The sequence below is a fragment of the Jiangella aurantiaca genome (genome assembly GCF_004349105.1).
GTDB lineage: Bacteria > Actinomycetota > Actinomycetes > Jiangellales > Jiangellaceae > Jiangella > Jiangella aurantiaca.
This window is the reverse complement of sequence record NZ_SMLB01000022.1, coordinates 1-17,699: the sequence shown is the minus strand read 5'-3', so window position 1 is coordinate 17,699 and position 17,699 is coordinate 1. Positions and strand designations below refer to the sequence as shown.

Annotated in this window: 17 protein-coding genes; 10 read left to right on the top strand and 7 right to left on the bottom strand. The window is 73.3% G+C overall.

Annotated elements, in window-relative coordinates; genetic code table 11:
* Window positions 1–1,461 (bottom strand): MFS transporter, encoded by a 1,461-nt coding sequence (locus E1262_RS16455; protein WP_238992962.1) that lies wholly within the window; start codon window positions 1,459–1,461, stop codon window positions 1–3.
* Between the two features lie 132 nt (window positions 1,462–1,593).
* On the opposite strand from E1262_RS16455, the gene E1262_RS16450 reads away from it, so the two are divergent.
* Complete coding sequence (locus tag E1262_RS16450) at window positions 1,594–2,151, top strand: TetR/AcrR family transcriptional regulator (RefSeq protein WP_132104234.1); 558 nt, start codon at window positions 1,594–1,596, stop codon at window positions 2,149–2,151.
* Between the two features lie 147 nt (window positions 2,152–2,298).
* On the opposite strand, the gene E1262_RS16445 is transcribed toward E1262_RS16450, so the two are convergent.
* The 5 genes from E1262_RS16445 to E1262_RS16425 all read right to left on the bottom strand — a co-directional run bounded on the left by E1262_RS16445 (window position 2,299) and on the right by E1262_RS16425 (window position 7,714).
* Window positions 2,299–3,510, bottom strand: coding sequence for a sensor histidine kinase (locus E1262_RS16445; RefSeq protein ID WP_132104233.1), 1,212 nt, complete (start codon window positions 3,508–3,510; stop codon window positions 2,299–2,301).
* The gene (locus E1262_RS16440) at window positions 3,507–4,805 is read right to left on the bottom strand and encodes a sensor histidine kinase (protein WP_132104232.1); all 1,299 of its coding nucleotides are present in this window, start codon (window positions 4,803–4,805) and stop codon (window positions 3,507–3,509) included. Before E1262_RS16440 ends, E1262_RS16445 begins: the two co-directional genes overlap by 4 nt.
* Window positions 4,802–5,767, bottom strand: coding sequence for a hypothetical protein (locus tag E1262_RS16435; RefSeq protein ID WP_132104231.1), 966 nt, complete (start codon window positions 5,765–5,767; stop codon window positions 4,802–4,804). The genes E1262_RS16440 and E1262_RS16435 overlap by 4 nt, the downstream gene beginning before the upstream one ends.
* A 108-nt stretch (window positions 5,768–5,875) precedes the next feature.
* On the bottom strand, window positions 5,876–6,868 hold the full coding sequence (locus E1262_RS16430) for a GlxA family transcriptional regulator (RefSeq protein ID WP_132104230.1): 993 nt from the start codon (window positions 6,866–6,868) through the stop codon (window positions 5,876–5,878).
* A 285-nt stretch (window positions 6,869–7,153) separates the two neighbouring features.
* Window positions 7,154–7,714, bottom strand: a complete 561-nt coding sequence (locus E1262_RS16425) for a superoxide dismutase family protein (protein ID WP_132104229.1) — start codon at window positions 7,712–7,714, stop codon at window positions 7,154–7,156.
* Window positions 7,715–7,970: 256 nt separating this feature from the next.
* On the opposite strand from E1262_RS16425, the gene gatC reads away from it, so the two are divergent.
* The 4 genes from gatC to gatB are packed head-to-tail and all read left to right on the top strand — an operon-like array spanning window position 7,971 to window position 11,528.
* On the top strand, window positions 7,971–8,270 hold the full coding sequence (gene gatC / locus E1262_RS16420) for an Asp-tRNA(Asn)/Glu-tRNA(Gln) amidotransferase subunit GatC (protein ID WP_132104228.1): 300 nt from the start codon (window positions 7,971–7,973) through the stop codon (window positions 8,268–8,270).
* Window positions 8,271–8,275: 5 nt separating this feature from the next.
* Complete coding sequence (gene gatA / locus E1262_RS16415; RefSeq protein ID WP_132104227.1) at window positions 8,276–9,805, top strand: Asp-tRNA(Asn)/Glu-tRNA(Gln) amidotransferase subunit GatA; 1,530 nt, start codon at window positions 8,276–8,278, stop codon at window positions 9,803–9,805.
* Window positions 9,802–10,023, top strand: a complete 222-nt coding sequence (locus E1262_RS16410; protein WP_132104226.1) for a hypothetical protein — start codon at window positions 9,802–9,804, stop codon at window positions 10,021–10,023. Before gatA ends, E1262_RS16410 begins: the two co-directional genes overlap by 4 nt.
* The gene (gatB, locus tag E1262_RS16405) at window positions 10,020–11,528 is read left to right on the top strand and encodes an Asp-tRNA(Asn)/Glu-tRNA(Gln) amidotransferase subunit GatB (protein ID WP_132104225.1); all 1,509 of its coding nucleotides are present in this window, start codon (window positions 10,020–10,022) and stop codon (window positions 11,526–11,528) included. The genes E1262_RS16410 and gatB overlap by 4 nt, the downstream gene beginning before the upstream one ends.
* A gap of 5 nt (window positions 11,529–11,533) precedes the next feature.
* Here the strand turns inward: gatB and E1262_RS16400 are convergent, their stop codons facing one another.
* Window positions 11,534–12,301 (bottom strand): GntR family transcriptional regulator, encoded by a 768-nt coding sequence (locus E1262_RS16400; RefSeq protein WP_132104224.1) that lies wholly within the window; start codon window positions 12,299–12,301, stop codon window positions 11,534–11,536.
* 112 nt (window positions 12,302–12,413) lie between these two features.
* On the opposite strand from E1262_RS16400, the gene E1262_RS16395 reads away from it, so the two are divergent.
* From E1262_RS16395 to E1262_RS16375, 5 genes are read left to right on the top strand one after another with little or no spacing between them, the layout of a single operon-like run.
* A complete protein-coding gene (locus E1262_RS16395) occupies window positions 12,414–13,364 on the top strand; it encodes an N-acetylglucosamine kinase (RefSeq protein ID WP_132104223.1) in 951 nt (316 codons plus the stop codon).
* Complete coding sequence (locus E1262_RS16390; RefSeq protein WP_132104222.1) at window positions 13,361–14,566, top strand: hypothetical protein; 1,206 nt, start codon at window positions 13,361–13,363, stop codon at window positions 14,564–14,566. Before E1262_RS16395 ends, E1262_RS16390 begins: the two co-directional genes overlap by 4 nt.
* Window positions 14,563–15,312 carry a sugar isomerase domain-containing protein gene (locus tag E1262_RS16385; protein ID WP_132104221.1) on the top strand — a complete coding sequence of 250 codons (750 nt, stop codon included), beginning with the start codon at window positions 14,563–14,565 and terminating at the stop codon, window positions 15,310–15,312. Before E1262_RS16390 ends, E1262_RS16385 begins: the two co-directional genes overlap by 4 nt.
* Window positions 15,313–15,322: 10 nt before the next feature.
* A complete protein-coding gene (locus E1262_RS16380; RefSeq protein ID WP_132104220.1) occupies window positions 15,323–16,777 on the top strand; it encodes a hypothetical protein in 1,455 nt (484 codons plus the stop codon).
* Window positions 16,777–17,520, top strand: coding sequence for a M50 family metallopeptidase (locus E1262_RS16375; protein ID WP_162605944.1), 744 nt, complete (start codon window positions 16,777–16,779; stop codon window positions 17,518–17,520). The genes E1262_RS16380 and E1262_RS16375 overlap by 1 nt, the downstream gene beginning before the upstream one ends.
* Window positions 17,521–17,699: the final 179 nt, after the last annotated feature.

Genomic DNA, 17,699 nt, shown 5'->3' with positions numbered 1-17,699 from the left:
TCAGGCCGGCTCCGTCCCTCCGTCCGCTCCGTGCTCGCGGCGGAACGACAGCGCCACCAGCACCGCCGTCGCCGCGATCAGTGCGCTCGCCGTGAACGCGTCCGTCATGCCGGCCAGCAGCACGTGGTCCGGCGCGGCGCCCGCCGCCGCCGCGTCCCGGGAAGCCGCGCCGAACACCGTCACCAGGATCGCCAGCCCGAGCGTGGCTCCGGCCTGCTGCATCGTCTGCAGCACGCCACCAGCGGCGCCGGCGTCGGCGGGCGGGACGCTGGTCATGATGACGACGTTGAGCGGCGCGAACGCCAGTCCCATGCCGACGCCCATGAGCAGCATCGACGGCAGCAGCCCGGCGGCGTAGCCGGTGTCCACCCCGAGCCGGGTCAGCAGCGCGACGCCGGTGGTCATCAGCAGCGCGCCGGACACCGCCATCGGCTTCGGGCCGAACCGCGGCAGCAGCACCGGGATGAGCCGCGTCGTCCCGAACAGGATCAGCGCCATCGGCAGGAAGGCGAACCCGGTGCTCAGGGCGCGGTAGCCGTGCACGTCCTGCAGGTACTGGGTGAGGAAGAAGAACATCGACATTCCGGCCATCGGACCGAGGAAGAAGTTCAGGTACGCCGCGGCCCGGTTGCGGTCGGCGAACAGCCGCAGCGGGAGCAGCGGTTGCGCCGTCCGCGCCTCCACCAGCACGAACGTCCCCAGCAGGACGCTGCCGGCCACGAGCGAGCCGACGGTGTACCCGTCACGCCAGCCGTCGGAGGCCGCGCGGATGAATCCGTAGACCAGCGCCGCGGCGCCGGCCGACCCCGTCGCCGCGCCGAGCAGGTCGAGCCGAGCAGGGTGCCGCTCCGGCTCGTGGATGTAGCGCATGGCCAGGACGCTGATGAGCGCACCGATCGGCACGTTGATGAACAGCACCGACCGCCACGACAGCCACTCGGTGAGCAGCCCGCCGGCGATCAGCCCGATCGCGAAGCCGGCGCTGGCCATGCCGGAGAACAGCGCGAGCGCCCGCATCCGTGCGCGTGGCTCGGTGAACGTGGTGGTCAGCAGCGCGAGCGTGCTCGGCCCGGCCATCGCGGCGCCCAGGCCCTGCGCGATGCGGGCGGCGACCAGTGTCGCTGGCGTGTCCGCGAACCCGCCCGCCAGCGAGGCGACGGTGAACAGCGTGACCCCGGCGATCAGCAAACGGCGCCGGCCGAGCAGGTCGCCGGCCCGGCCGCCGAGCAGCAGCAGACCGCCGAAGACCAGCGTGTAGGAGTTCATCACCCACGACAGCCCGGTGGCGGAGAACCCGAGGTCGTCGCGGATGCGGGGGAGCGCCACGTTCATCACCGTGACGTCGAGGATGATCATCAACTGGCAGGCCAAGAGTGCGGTGAGCACCAGCCCGGGACGGTGCCGGCGCGTGCTTTGCTGCGCTGCGTCGGGGCTGGGGGAGAGCAGGGTGGATCCAGGCACGAAGAGGCTCCCGGGATCGGATCGATAAGCGGACGGAGTCTCCGCTCCTATCGCGAGCTAGCATATGGAGACCTTCTCCGGTTTGACAAGGGTAACCGGAGAGATTCTCCGCTTGAGTCCCGAGGGGTGCCGATGACGACGTCCCGGCCGATGCGCGCCGACGCGCGCCGCAACCACGAGCGCATCGTGACGGCCGCGCGCGAGGCGTTCACCGAGCACGGCCCCGGCGCGCCCCTCGACGACATCGCCCGCCGCGCCGAGGTCGGCCCCGGCACCCTCTACCGCCACTTCGCCGGCCGCGAGGCCCTCATCGAGGCCGTCTACCGCGCCGACGTCGAACGCCTGGGCGAGCGGGCGGCCGAGCTGGCGGCGGAGCTGCCGCCGCTGGACGCACTGACCGCTTGGCTGCGCGAGGAGGTCCAGTACATCGTCGCCAACCGCGGGCTCGGCGCGGCGCTGAAGGCCGCGATCGACCAGGACTCGGAGACCTACGCCCTGTGCAAGCGCCTGATGCGCGAGGCGGCGGCGGTCGTCCTGGTGCGGGCACAGGAGGCGGGGCAGGTGCGGGACGATCTGGAGCCGCGGGACCTGCTGCTACTGGGGCACGGCCTTGGTGTCGCCGCCGAGGCCGCGCCGGACTCGTTCGAGCGGCTGCTGTCGGTGACGGTGTCGGGGTTGCGGCCTGCCTGAGTGGGCCGTCGCCAGGGATGCGACAGTTGGCGCCTGTGGACAGCCGTGATCATCAAGGATCGCCTACATCACCAGGATTTCTGGAGCCTCACCACGATTGCAGGCGTGGTGACGCTGCAGAAAACGTGGTGACGTGCCCTCTCGGGCTCAGTCGCGGACGGGGAGGGGGAGCTCGGCGGACACGGTCGTGCCGGCGCCGGGTGGGCTGGCGACGTCCAGTCGGCCGTCGACGCCGGCCAGACGGTCGGCCAGGCCGGCGAGGCCGTGGCCCTTGCCGAGATGCGCCCCACCCCGGCCGTCGTCGATCACCTGGACGTGCAACGAGTCCCCGGCCCGCAGCACCGACACGGCACACGACGACGCGTCGGCGTGCTTGGCGACGTTGGTCAGCGACTCCGTCACCACGAAGTACGCCGCGTTCTCGAGCGCCGGCGGCAGCCGCTCGCCGTCGGCGAGGTCGATGTCCAGCGTGGTCGGCACCGGGCAACGCGCGGTCGCGGCCGCCAGCGCCGCGGGCAGGCCACGGTCGGTGAGGATCGGCGGGGCGATGCCGCGGGAGACCGCGCGCAGCTCGGCCAGCGCCTCCTTGGTCTGCTGCACCGCCTCCTCGACCAGCGGCCGCGCGGCCTGCGGGTCGTCGTCGAAGCGGCGCTGGGCCGACTCGAGGTCCATGGTGAGACGGACGAGGCGCTGCTGCGGGCCGTCGTGGATGTCGCGCTCGACCCGGCGCAGCATCTCGGCCTCGGCGGCGACGACGGACTGACGGCTGCGGCTCAGCTCCTCGGTGCGTGCGCGCAGCGCCGCCGTCTCGTTCGTCAGCAGGCCCCACGCCAGCGACGACTCCAGCACCGCGACGCCACGCAGGATGTGCGCCAGCGCCAGCGGCAGCCCGCGGAACCCGCCGCCACCGGCGATCACCCAGGCCAGCACGATCAGCGGCGACAGCCCGATGGTCAGCCCCAGCCAGACCATCGTGACCGACCACGTGAACACCCGCACCGGCAGGATCAGCACGTTGAACAGCCAGTCCCGCCACGACTGCCGGTCGCGCAGGACCTCCAGCACGCGGGACAGGCCGCGCTCGCGGGCCGGCGGGTAGTACACCGGCCCGACCTCGCGCCGCTCCATCGCCCCAACCCGGGCCCGCTCGATCCGGGCGAACCCGCGCGCCGTCAGCAACGTCGTCATCAGGATGAACAGCCCGACGAAGGCCAGCACCACCAGGCCCACGCCGAGGACGAAGCCGACGACCATCAGCGTGAACGAGGCGATGGCGATGGGCAGACCCGGCAGCAGATAGCCGAGGTCACGGCCGATCTGCCGCCAGGTCACCCGGGGGCGGGTCGCGTCGTCGCTCATCGCGCGGTGCTCGTGGCCGGGATGGGCAGTTCGGCGGTGACGGTGGTGCCGCCGGCGGGCGGGCTGACGATGTCGAGCCGGCCGTCGACGCCGGCCAGCCGGTCCGCGAGCCCGGCGAGACCGTGGCCCTTGCCCAGATGCGCCCCGCCGCGGCCGTCGTCGGCGACCTGGACGTGCAGCACGTCGCCGACCCGGACGACGGACACCGCGCACCGCGACGCCTGCGAGTGCTTGGCGACGTTCGTCAGCGACTCGGTGACCACGAAGTACGCCGCGTTCTCGATCGCCGGCGGCAGCCGCTCGGCGAGGTCCGGGCCCACGTCCAACGTCGTGGGCACCGGACAGCGAGCCGTCGCGGCGGCCAGCGCGGCCGGCAGGCCACGGTCGGTGAGGATCGGCGGGGCGATGCCCCGGGAGACGGCGCGCAGCTCGGCCAGCGCCTCCTTGGTCTGCGTGACGGCGCCCTCGAGCAGCGGCCGCGCGGCCTGCGGGTCGTCGTCGAAGCGGCGCTGGGCCGACTCGAGGTCCATGGTGAGACGGACGAGGCGCTGCTGCGGGCCGTCGTGGATGTCGCGCTCGACCCGGCGCAGCGTGTCGGCCTCGGCCTGCACGACCGCCTGACGGCTGCGGCTCAGCTCGTCGGCGCGGACCCGCAGCGCCGCGTTCTCGTTCGTCAGCATGGCCCAGACCAGCGACGACTCCGTGAGCGCGAACGCACGCAGCAAGTACGGCAGCGTGGCAAGGAAGACCAGGCCGATGCCGGTGTTCAGGGCGACGTCAGCGAGCCGGCCGTCGCCGAGGCCTATCAGCTCGGCGAGTGTCTCGTTGTCGGCGTTGTCGCGCGGCAGCGACCACTCCCAGAGCGCGTACGTGGTGCCGCCGAACGCCGCGGCCGTCCACGCGATGGTCATGCTCCACGTGAAGCAGCGGATCGGCAGGATGAGGATGCCGAAGCCCCACTCGCGCCAGGCCAGCGGGTCGCGCAGGTAGCTGAACAGCCGGCCGAGGCCCTTGCCCGAGGCGGGACGGTGGTAGGCGGGGCCGACCGGGCGGTCCTCCATGACGGAGACCCGGGCCCGCTCGGCGACGGCGAACCCGCGGGCGGCGCCGAGCATGGCGATCCACACGATCAGGCCGAGGAAGGCAAGCACGAACAGTCCGGCGCCGAGGGCGAACCCGGTCACCATGATGGTGAAGGAGGCGACGGCGATGGGAAGCCCCGGCAGCAGATAGCCGAGGTCGCGGGGGACCTGCCGCCAGCCGGCCCGCGGCCGGTCGGTGATCTGCGTGTTCATGCCTCCAGCCTTCCGTGTGATTGCAGGGTAGACGAGCCGGACACCCGGTGAGTCCGAGGTGGGGCTGTCCCCACCTGGCCGATGAGGTGCACCGCCGCCGCCAGCGCGGCGGCCGAGCAGAGCAGCCACCAGGGCAGGTCCGACCGCCACCGCTGGTCGAACGCCGTCGGCGGCACGTACCCGGAGACCCGGACGGCGACGGCGGCGACCAGCGCCACCGCGGGCAGCTGCCACAGATAGACGGTGACCAGCCGCGGCGCCAGCCAGGCCAGCCCGCGAGCCACCGGCGCGCCCGCCGTCCACCGGTCGGCCAGCGGTCGAGCGGCCAACGCCAGCCCCAGCTGCGCCGCCGCGCACGCGAGCAGGACGGCGCCGGACGGGAGCGGGGCGGCGCCGGCGCCACTCAGCGCCGACGCCAGCAGCCCGGCCGCGCTGACGGCCGCGCCCGCCACGGCCACTGTCAGGGCGTGGCGCGGGCGCAACCGGTCCAGCGTGCCGGCCCGGACCATGACGCCGGTCTGGTACGCGGCCAGCCACACCGCCGCGACCGCGGCCACCGGCGACCCCACGAGGTCGGCGAGCATAGCCGCCGCGGCCGTCGCCGCCAGCTCCGCGCCGCGCCAGCGCGCGTGCAGCCGGACCAGCGTCCGCCGGGCGACGGTCAGCACCGCCAGCGCCGCCGGCAGCCACAGCAGCCGGGCCGCGCCGTCGATCAGCGGCACCGCGACGACGGCGAACGGCAGCGCCGCGCGGGCGAGGACCGGCAGCCCGCCGATCCCCGAGATGCCGGCCGCGAGCAGCGCGAGCGGCGCCGCGAGCACGACGGCCGCCGCGGACGCCGTCGTCACCCGGCCGGTCTGCGGGTCGGTCACCGGCAGTACCCAGTGCAGGGCGACGACGAGCGCCACCGCGGCCAGGCCGAGCACCGTGGCGAACCGGGCCGGTGGGGCGGTGGAGGGCACCGTTCCAGCCTGGCCGCCGGCGGCCTCCGGCACAGCGATGCTCTCTGCACACTCCGGGGTGGGGACAGCCCCACCCCCACGCGGCCCTCGGGCGGCGGTGGCGTCCGGTTATGCCGTCGTGGACAGGAAACGCCGCTGGTAGCGCAGTGGCGAGATGGACAGCTGGCTGATGAAGGCCCGCCGCAACGACTCGGGCGTGCCGTATCCGGCGACCTGTGCGGCACGGGTCACGCTATGGCCGGCGTCGAGCAGCGCCTTCGCGACGTCGAACCGGACCATGCCGACGTACTTCGCGGGTGTCGTGTCCAGTTCCTCGCGAAACAGTCGCGACAGATGCCGGGGGCTGACCCGGGCGATCTCGGCCATGCGATCGAGGCTGTGCGGCGCGGCCGGATCCGCCGTGACGGCGTCGAGCACACGCCTCAGCACCGGCGTGCGCGGGACCGGAGCGAGAACGGCGGCCGAGAACTGGGACTGACCACCGGCGCGCTGCATGTAGACCACCAGCGACTTCGCGACCGCTCGGGTGAGGTCGGGACCGTGGTCCTCCTCCAGCAGGGCCAGTGCCAGATCGATCCCCGCCGTCACCCCCGCCGAGGTGTAAGTGGTCCCGTCCTTGACGAAGATCGCGTCCGGCTCCACAGTCGTGGAGGGATGCCGGAGCGCGAGGTCACGGGTGTACTTCCAGTGGGTCGTCGCCCGCTTGCCATCGAGCAGGCCGGCGGCGCCGAGGATGAACGCACCCGTACAGACCGACGAGATGCGGCCCGACCGGCCGGCCAGCTGCGCCGCCGCGTCACGGAGACCATCGTCCATCGGCCGCGTGGGCAGCTCTTCTCCGCCGGCGATGACGACGGTGTCCAAGCGCCCGGCATCGGTGTCCGCCCCGTCGACGGCGACGCGCATGCCGCTGGACGACCGCACGTCCTTGCCGTCGACGGAGACCAGTTGGATGCGATAGTTCGCGCCCATCAGGTTCGCCTCGGCGAAGACCTCGCCCGGTCCCGCCACGTCGAGCATCTTCATGCCGTCGAAGACGAGCAGGCCCACCTCGTGCACCGCTGTCACGCTCACCACAACCAGGCGCCGCCGGCGAACCATCCCGGGCGCCGGGTGCGTGGCCGCTCAGCCGGCGAACACCGATCGCGGCGACGAAGACGGTGCTGGTGACCACACGCCCGCGACGCCGGCCAAGCCGAACGCGATCGCGAACGTGGTCATCGGCACACGGGTCGACGACGCGGGGGTCTCTCGTGGACGAAGCATGCCGGGCCTTCCTTCGGGCTGGGACGCTCGAGCTCTCGACCCGAGCGTCCCGGTCCCGGCCTGCCTGGCGCCCCGCTCAGGCGGACGACAACCCCTCGGTTGTGGACACCTTGGCGACGGCTACCGCACCACGCCGCACGCCAGCCGCCCGCCGGCATCGCCCGTGGCCAGAGTGGACGAGTCCGCGCCGAGGACGTTCTCGGCGAGCGACAGGTACCGCTGGGGGACGTTCGCGTAGTTGTCCGGGCCGACGTGCACGATGACGGCGCTGCCGTTGCCGTCGGTCAGCTCCGCCACGGTGTACCGGTCGGTGGTGAAGCGCAGCTCGGCCGTCCCGTCCTCCTTCACCAGCAGCACCGGCATGTCGCCAGCGTGGTCGTGATGGCCCGCGCCGTCCGGGTTGTAGTGGCCACCCGCCGAGAGGAACGGCGGGACGCACACGCCGACCGTGTGGACGTGGAAGCCGTGGAAGCCGGGCGGAAGATGGTGCGCGGTCGCCCGGACCTGGACCTTGTCGTCCGACTCCTGCGTGAAGATCACCACGCCCACGGGCTCACCCGCCTGCGTGCGGAGCCGGACCTCGGCCACCGGCGGGTCCTGCCCGGCCGACGCGCCGAGGCCCAGCGTTCCTGCCAGCGACACCAGTCCAAGGACCACCGGCGTTCTCGTACGCTCCCACATGACGTCTCCATTCACCTCGATCAATGGCACCTGCGGTCGGGATCCCATCGGTTCGGGGGGCGTGACGATGTCCTGACCTCGGTTCGGTCGGCGCTGCGGACACCAGCGGATGTGCCTACACCCAATCCATGGCGCGGGCAACGGTGGACCGGATCACCGGCCGGAGTGCGGCCCAGGCGTCAACATCGAACCTGGCAAGCGCGAGCGTGCTTCGTCGCCATAGGATCGGACCCGTTCCCCGACCATGGAGTTCGCCATGCCCTCGATCAGCCGCGAGGAGGTCGCGCACCTCGCGCACCTCGCTCGCCTCGACCTCGCCCCCGACGAGCTGGACCATCTGGCCGGCCAGCTCGACCAGATCCTCGGTGCGGTCGCGCAGGTCACCGAGGTCGCGGCCGACGACATCCCGCCGACCTCGCACGCGCTGCCGCTGACCAACGTGTTCCGCGAGGACGAGCCGCGCGCCTGCCTGCCCGCCGAGGCCGTCCTGGCCGCCGCGCCCGCCGCCGAGGACGGCCGGTTCCGGGTGCCGCAGATCCTGGGGGAGGAGCAGTGACCGGCATGAGCAGTCTCACCCGCGCGAGAGCTTCCGAGCTGGCGACAGCCATCAAGAACGGCGAGGTCAGCGCCGTCGAGGTCACCCAGGCGCACCTCGACCGCATCGCCGAGGTCGACGGCACCGCCGAGGCGGGCGTGCATGCGTTCCTGCACGTCGACGCCGACGGCGCGCTGGCCGCGGCCGCCGTCGTCGACCAGAAGCGCGCGGCCGGCGAGGAACTCAGCCCGCTGGCCGGCGTACCGCTGGCGCTCAAGGACGTCATCACCACCGCCGACATGCCGACGACGGCCGGCTCCAAGATCCTCGAGGGCTGGCGGCCGCCGTACGACGCCACCGTCGCGCAACGCCTGCGCGAGGCCGGCATCGTCATCCTCGGCAAGACCAACCTCGACGAGTTCGCGATGGGCTCGTCGACGGAGAACTCGGCGTTCGGCCCGACCCGCAACCCGTGGGACCTCACCCGCATCCCGGGCGGCTCCGGCGGCGGGTCCGCCGCGGCGCTGGCCGCGTACGAGGCGCCGCTGGCCATCGGCACCGACACCGGCGGGTCGATCCGCCAGCCGGCCGCCGTCACCGGCACCGTCGGCGTGAAGCCCACGTACGGCGGGGTGAGCCGCTACGGCCTCATCGCCTGCGCGTCCAGCCTCGACCAGGCCGGCCCGTGTGCCCGGACGGTGCTCGACGCCGCGCTGCTGCACACCGTCATCGCCGGTCACGACCCACTCGACTCCACCAGCATCGCCCAGGCGGTGCCCGACGTCGTCGCGGCGGCCCGGCGCGGTGCCGACGGCGACCTCACCGGCCTGCGGGTCGGCGTGGTCAAAGAGCTGGGCGGCGAGGGCTACCAGGCCGGCGTCGAGGCGCGGTTCAACGACGCCGTCGCGCTGCTGTCGAAGCTGGGCGCCGAGGTCGTCGAGGTGTCCTGCCCGCACTTCACGTATGGCCTCGCGGCGTACTACCTGATCCTGCCCAGCGAGGTGTCGTCCAACCTGGCCCGGTTCGACGCCATGCGCTACGGCCTGCGCGTCGGCGACGACGGCACCCGCAGCGCCGAGGAGGTCATGAACCTGACCCGCGGCCAGGGCTTCGGCGCAGAGGCCAAGCGGCGCATCATGCTCGGCACGTACGCGCTGTCGTCGGGCTACTACGACGCCTATTACGGCCAGGCGCAGAAGGTCCGCACGCTCATCGCACGCGACTTCGAGGCCGCGTTCGCGCAGGTCGACGTGCTGGTGTCGCCGACGACGCCGACGACGGCGTTCCCGATCGGCGAGAAGGTCGACGACCCGCTGGCCATGTACATGAACGACCTGTGCACCATCCCGAGCAACCTCGCCGGCAACGCGTCGGCGTCGTTCCCGGCCGGGCTGGCGGACGAGGACGGCCTGCCGGTCGGCCTGCACGTCATGGCGCCGGTCATGGCCGACGACCGCCTGTACCTCGTCGGGGCCGCGGTCGAGAGCGCATACGCCGCGCAGTGGGGGGGAACGTTGCTGGAACAGGCACCCGCGTTGGAGGGGACAGCACAGTGAACGTCAAGTACCTGGCCAAGTTCGGCGGCTCGGCCCTGAGTGCGGGCACGGCGGTGCGCAGCCTCAGCAAGGCCCGGCGCGACAAGGACGGACTGCGGATGATCGACGCCGTCCTCAGCATCCTGTCGGTCGCCATCACCATCGCGATCATCGTGCGCGAGATCCGCGAGTCGCGGGACGAGAACAAGCCGCTGGTCGAGTTGAAGGACGGCGAATGACGGTCACCACTGCGCTGCCCTCGTTCGACGAGGCCATCGCGACGTACGAGCCCGTCATGGGCATGGAGGTGCACGTCGAGCTCGGCACCACCACGAAGATGTTCTGCGGCTGCTCGACGGCGTTCGGCGGCGAGCCGAACTCGCAGGTGTGCCCGGTCTGCCTGGGGCTGCCCGGGTCACTGCCGGTGGTCAACCGCACCGCCGTCGAGTCGGCCATCCGCATCGGCCTGGCGCTGAACTGCAGCATCGCCGAGTGGTGCCGGTTCGCCCGGAAGAACTACTTCTATCCGGACATGCCGAAGAACTTCCAGACTTCGCAGTACGACGAGCCGATCGCGTACGACGGCTGGCTCGACGTCAGCCTTGGCGGAGAGACGTCCGAGACATTCAGGATCGGCATCGAGCGCGCGCACATGGAGGAGGACACCGGCAAGTCGCTGCACGTCGGCGGCGCCACAGGGCGCATCCACGGCGCCAGCCACTCGCTGCTCGACTACAACCGCTCCGGCATTCCGCTGATCGAGATCGTCACCAAGCCGATCGAGGTGCCCGCCGCCGTCGCGCCGGCCGTCGCGAAGGCGTACGTCACTGAGCTGCGCGAGCTGATCCGCGCCCTCGGCGTCTCGGAAGCGCGCATGGAGCTCGGTCAGCTGCGCTGCGACGCCAACGTGTCGCTGCGGCTGCCCGGCGACCCGTACGGCACGCGGACGGAGACGAAGAACGTCAACTCGCTGCGGTCGGTCGAGCGGGCGGTCACCTACGAGATCCGCCGCCAGGCCGCGGTGCTGTCGTCCGGCGGCACCATCGTCCAGGAGACCAGGCACTGGCACGAGGACACCGGCGAGACCACCGCCGGGCGGCGCAAGGAGGAGGCCGAGGACTACCGGTACTTCCCGGAGCCCGACCTCGTCCCCATCGCGCCGTCCCGCGAATGGGTCGAGGAGCTGCGGGCCACGCTGCCGGAGCCGCCATCCGTCCGACGGGCGCGGCTGCAGGAGGCGTGGGGCTTCACCGACCTCGAGATGCGCGACGTCGTCAACGCCGGCGCGCTGTCGCTGGTGTTCGACACGGTGGCGGAGGGCGCGTCCGCGGGCGGCGCCAAGAAGTGGTGGCTGGGCGAGGTCGCCCGGGTCGCCAACGAGCGGGGCGTCGCGCTGGAGGACGCCGGCATCACCCCTGGCGACGTCGCCCGGGTCGAGGCGCTGATCGCCGAGGGGTCGCTGAACGACAAGCTGGCCCGCCAGGTGGTGGAGGGCGTACTGGCCGGTGAGGGCACGCCCGACGAGGTCGTGGCCGCGCGCGGCCTGGTGCTCGTCAACGATGACGCCGCGCTGGGCACCGCCGTCGACGACGCCATCGCCGCCCAGCCCGACGTCGCGGAGAAGATCCGTGGCGGCAACCTCGGCGCGGTCGGTGCGCTGATCGGCGCGATCATGAAGTCGACCAAGGGTCAGGCCGACGCCAAGCGGGCTCGCGAGCTCATCCTGGAGCGGCTGCAGGGCTGACTCCGTCAGCCGCCGGCCGGGCGGCTGACGTGCATCTGGATGGCGTAGCGGTCGCCGCGGTAGAGCGACCGGCCGAACTCGACGACGTTGCCCATGGTGTCGACCGAGACGCGCTCGATGAGGAACGCGGGGTCGTACTCCGGGACCTCCAGCCGCTTGGCCTCGGCCGGGCTCAGCCGCGCGATGGACACCGTCTGTTCTGCCGACTCGAGCCGCACGCCGAACGCCTTGGCCAGGACGTCGTACAGCGACTCGTCCCGGTTCATCACCGTGAGCAGGTTCGGGAACCGCGCGCCGGAGAGGTTGGTCCGTTCCAGGGCCATCGGGACGCCGTCGGCGGTGCGGATGCGCTCGATGGAGTGCACCGGCGCGCCCGGCTCGACGCCGAGCCGGTCGGCGATGTCGCGCGTGGCCGGGCGGGTCCGGGCCCGGTAGCTGCGCGAGCCGGGGTTCATCCCGCGGTTGCGCATGTCCTCGCTGAACGACCGGAAGATCTCCGAGTGGGTCAGGGTCGGGCGCTGCACGAACGTCCCGCGGCCGGAGACGCGGCGGACCAGGCCGCGCGCCTCGAGGTCGTTGATGGCACCGCGCACGGTCATCCGGGCCACCCCGAACCGCTCCGCCAGCACCCGCTCGGACGGCAGCAGTGAGCCGTCGCGGGACCGCTGCACCAGCGCGGCCAGGACGTCCTTGATGTGCGCGCCCTTCGCGCGGTCTCCGGTCGTGAACACGTCCGGCGCGACGTCGTTCGGCTCATGTCGCGGCCTCGGCACGGTGCGGCTCCCTTGCTCGACCAGTTGACGTCATCCTACGGACCGCCTGCGACGGCGCAGGTCAACGTGCAGGACGTTGACACCGGTCTAGACCGGTATTACGGTCGTCGCAGTGACGGACACCTTCATCAGCATCGACGGGGGAAAGTCGGCGCTGCGGCTGCTGGTCGCCACCGGCGACCGGCGGCAGACCGGGTCCGGCACGGGGATGAGCTATCGGCCCGGCGAGGACGGGGTCGAGCGCATCGTCGGCGCGGTCCGGACGGCGGCCGCCGGGGTCGAGCTGCCCGACCGCGTGGCCGGGGTGATCGCCGGGCTGACGGGGGTCCCCGGCGACCCCGGCCCGCGGCGGGAGCTCGCTCGGCGGCTCGGCGAGGTGCTGGGCGGCCCGGCGCTGGTGGCTGAGGACGTCCACCTCGCCCACGCCGGAGCGCTGAACGGCCCGGGCACCGTACTGTGCATCGGTACCGGCACGAACGTCCTGGCCATGGGGGCCGGTGGCACGTACAGCACCGTCGATGGCTGGGGTCCGGCGCTCGGCGACCGCGGCAGCGGGTACGCGATCGGCCTCGCCGGTCTGCGGGCGGCGACCGCTGCGCTCGACGGCGTCGGCCCCGGCACCGCGCTCACCGAGCCGTTCCCGGACGCCGTCGGCGGCACCGACCTCGCCGGTCTGCAGCGGTTCTACCGCGACCCGGGACAGGTCGCGCGGATCGCCGGCTTCGCGCCGGTCGTCGTCGAGGCGGCGGCCCACGACGCCGTCGCGCTGGCGATCTGCGACGCGGCGGTGGCGGACCTCGTCGCGCTCGCGACGGCCGCCGTGGCCCGGCAGCCGGACGCGGGCCGGCGCGTCTCCTGGTCCGGGCGGCTGCTCGACTCCAGCGCGCTGCTCCGTCGCCGGCTGGACGATGGGCTGCGCGAGCGCGGGCTGGAGCTCGTCGAGCCGGCCGGTTCTCCGCTGGACGGCGGCCTGACGCTGCTGCGCGGCGCGGCGCCGTACATGCGGGTGCTGGCGCGGTTGCGCGAGCAGGGCCATGCCGGAGAGACAGGGAGCGGCGGGTGAGAGTCGGACACGGATCTCAGCTCCTCGAGGTGGTGCCGGGCGAGCCGATGGGCGGCTACGCCGACCGGTCGCACGGCGTCGGCGGCGTCCTGGACCCGCTGGAGGTCCACGTCGTCACGTTCGCCGGCCGGCACCGGCTCGCGCTGGTCGTGGCGGACTTGATCTGCGTGAACACCGACGCCGCCGGCCGGATCCGGGCCGCCCTGCGGGAGCTGCGGATCGACTCCTGCTGGGTCGCCGCCACCCACACGCACGCGAGCCCCGAGGCCGGCTGCACGCCGGGCGGCGAGCCGACCCCGGCGGACGTCGCGCGGCGGCTGCTCGCGGCGACGGTCGGGGCGGCGAAGGCGGCGATCGTCGACGAGCAGGATGCGTGGCTGACCACCACGCGGGCGGACGTTGCGGGCCTGGCCGGTCGGCGCACCTCCGGCGACGCGGACCCCGTCGACATCCCCGTCGACGCCCTCGTGGTCTCCACAGCGCTGGGCGTCGCCGGCGTCGTCACGGTGTCGCCGGTGCACCCCACCGTGCTGCCGGCGGACAACCGCGACGTCAGCGCCGACCTGAACGGGGCGATCCGCCGCGCGCTCGCGGCGCCGGGGCGCTGGGTAGTCGCGGCGACCGGCGCCGCGGGGGACATCAGCACCCGGCACACCCGCCGCGGCCGGAGCACCGCGGAGCTCGACCGCCTCGCCGCGCTGGTGGCCGGCGACCTGCGCCTGGAGCCGTCGCACGAGCCCGGGCCGGACGCCGTCCGGCTCCCGCGGTCCCGGACCGTCCGGCTGGCGCCCAAGACCGCGGCCGAGGTGACGGCCGCGACGCGCGCGACGGCCGCGGAGGCGGCCGACGAGCGCAGCCGGCAGGTGTTCGAGCAGGGGCGGCGCATCGCGCGGGACCTCGCCGCCCGCCGCCGCGGCGAGCCGTACGCCGTCGACGTGCAGGCAGTACGGATCGGCGGCGTCACGCTGGTGGCGATCCCCGGCGAGCTGTTCCTGGAGCTGGGCGAGGCGATCCGCGCGGCCGCCGGCCCGGAGGTCATCGTGCTCGGCTACGCCAACGGATACCTCGGCTACCTGCCCAGCCGGAGCACGCCGCCCACGTACGAGACGCTGGTCAGCCCCGTCCGGCCGGGCAGCGGCGAGCAGGTCGTCGACGCCGCCGTCCAGGTCGCGGGGTCCGTCACAGGTGAGGAGAGCACGTGATCGCATCCGAGTACGCCGCCCGGGCCGCCGGGCTGGTCGAGCACGTCGTCGAGACGCAGCTGCCGGCGATGCGGGAGGCCGCGGAGCTGGTGGCGCGGTCGATCACCGGCGGCGGCGTGCTGCAGGCGTTCGGGACCGGCCACTCGCGGATCGTCACACTCGAGCTGGCCGGTCGAGCGGGCGGACTGGTGCCCGTCGGCATGCTCGCCGTGAAGGACCTGGTGATGTTCGGGGGCGAGGAACCCGCAGCGATCCTCGACCCGACCTACGAGCGCGAGTCCGGCCTGGCCGAGCGGATCTACGCGCTGGCCCGGCCACGTCCGGAGGACGTCTTCCTCATCGTGTCGAACTCGGGCATCAACGCCGCCGTCGTCGAGATGGCTCAGCTGGCACGCGACCGCGGGCACGGCCTCGTCGCGATCACGTCGCTGGCGCACACCCGGTCGGCCGCAGCCCGGCTCACCGAGGGGCCGCGTCTCGCCGACCTCGCCGACGTCGTCATCGACAATTGCGCGCCGGAGGGCGACGCCGCCATCGAGCTGACGCCCGGCGTGCGGATCGGTGCGGCGTCGTCGCTGACCGGGGTGCTGGTGGCGCAGATCCTCACCGAGCTGGTCTGCCGCCGGCTGCTGGAGCTGGGGGAGCGGCCGCCGGTGTACGTCTCGGCCAACCTGGCGGCGGGCGACGCGCACAACCGTATGATCCTGGAGCGCTACCGCGAGCGGGTGCGCCCGATCGAGCCCTGAGGAGAGCTTCATGAGCGACGCCGCCCGGACGGTGCGCGTCGCCGGGACCGCGCCCAGCCTCGTCGTCCGGGCCGGCTGGCTCCTGCTGCTGGCCGTTTTCTGCCTGACGATGGGCGCGCCTCTGATCATGCTGGTCCGGTCGGACGTCCGCGACGGGGTGGCGCTGGGCGAGGCCCTGTGGGACCCGGACCACCGGGCGCTGACGATCGCCGCCACCGTGCTGGGGCTGGCGCTGGTGGCCGGCATCGTGGTCACCGTGGTCCGGCTGCCCCGCAACACCACGCGCCGGGAGATCGTCGTCGATGCCGGCGGGCTGCTCGTCACCGAACACCCGAAATGGTGGCACCGGGGCGGCTGGGCGCGTATCGGCTGGGACGGCATCCAGGTCGTCAACGCGCCGGCCCGCGGCACCGGCCCCGGCCAGCTGCTCGAGCTGTACCTCACCCGCGAGGTGCCCGGCCTGCCCGCGTTCGCCGCGACGGACGTGGCGGTCGAGGCGGACACCGAGATCGAGGGCGTCCGCGTCCCCGCCCACCGGCTGCGGATCGGCGGCCTCGCCGATCCGGACGCCGCTCCCGCGGTGGCCGAGGCGGTGGCCGAGCGGCGCCCGGACCTGTTCTACGCAGGCATCCGGGTCGACCAGTGGTTCACGCCGCCGCGCCTGGCCACCGCACGCGCCGACCCGCCACCGGAGCCCCTCGCCCAGGACGACGAGGCCGCGCCTCCGCCGCCGGTCGTGCCCCGTCCGGCCGGGCCCGTCTGGCTGGCGCACGGCGAGTCGTGGCCCCGGGTGCTCGCCGCGATCCTGGTGCAAGCCGCGGTCGTGGGCGGTGGCGGGTACCTGATGAACAACCCGTTCGGCCTGCCGGCTGTGCCGTCCGTGCTGATCGCGCTCGTGCTGCTGGTGCCGTTCCTGTTCTGCTGCCTGACGCTGCCGATCACGCTGTGGCTGGTGCCGCGGTTCACCGCTGGCGTCGGCATCCTCGTCTCGGCCGACGGGCTGGTGTTCGTGCGCAAGCGGCGGTGGCGGCCGCGGGCGCTCGTGCGGACCGCCGTCAGTTGGGACTGGGTACAGGCCGCCCTCGTGCGGGACGCGTTCCACGTCGCCAACACGGCCGCCAAGCGGAACCGATCCGTCGACCTCTACCTGTACGAGAACCCGGAGCTGCCGACGCCGATCCCGGGGGTGGGCGCCGACGTGACGGCGACCCGGCACCCGCAGCCGGACTCCGTCGGCACCGCGCGCGTGGTGCACTATCCGGCGATCCGGCTGCGCCTGACCTACCGGCGGGACTTGGAGGCGCGCGGCCGGGCGCTGTGGACCGGGCCGCTGGGCGACGGGCGGGAGCCGGTCCGGATGCCGGCGCACCAGCTCCGGCCGGCGCTGCTGGCCTTCCGGCCGGACCTGTGCCACGGCTTCGACGACGTCTGGCAGGGGGTCGGGTCGGTTAGGGTCGGGCGGTGATGGCGGAGACGAGCAGCGGGGTCACTGACGGTGTGCGCGACTGGTTCGCGAACGTCCGGGTGGACGAGACACTGGCGACCATGCCCTCGTCCGTCGTCCTGGGGTTCGCCCTGGCCGGCGTCGTGCTGGCGGTGTACGGGCCGGCCTGGCGGCTGGCCGGGTACCCGGTGACGATCGTGCACGAGCTGGGCCACGTCGTCGCCGCGCTGACGGCCGGGTTCCGGCTGCGCGGCGTGACGGTGCGCGGCGACCTCTCCGGCGCGACGAACTTCTGGTCGCACAGCACGCCGGGCACGTTGTGGACCATGTGGTGGGGCTACCCCGCGCCGGCCGTCGTCGGGTGGGCGCTGGTGTGGGCGGCCACGCACGGATGGGCGCGGCTGGCGCTGGGCATCCTGGTGGTCTGCCTCGCGTTGGTGTTCCTGCTGTCGCGCAGCTGGCTCACGGTGGCCGCGGTGCTGACGACGGGGGTCGCGTTCGGGCTGGTCGGCTGGTACGGGTCGGCGTGGCTGTGCACGGTGGTGGTGTACGCGTTCGCCTGGCTGCTGACGGTGGGCGCGGTGCGCGGGCTGTGGGCCGTCGTCCGGGCGCACACCAGCGGCCGCGGCGTCCAGCAGTCCGACGCCTACCTCATGGGCCGCCGATCGTTCGTGCCCGGCGGCGTCTGGCTGCTCACCTTCGCCACCGTCATAGGGGCGTGCGCCTGGTTCAACGTCGCCTCGGTCCTCGACGCCCTCGCTTAGCCCCGCCCACCGAAGTCGATCTTGGAGTTTTCGTGGAATTCTTCGGACATTTCGGCTCCCCTCTGTTGTCAACCGGCTCGTTTGAGGGATTGCTTGGCTGCGGGCTTCCGGGAGGGTGGGCTCGGTTGTAGCGTCGGTTTCGCGGGTCCGGGAAGTGGCTGATCCGAAGTGTCGATGTG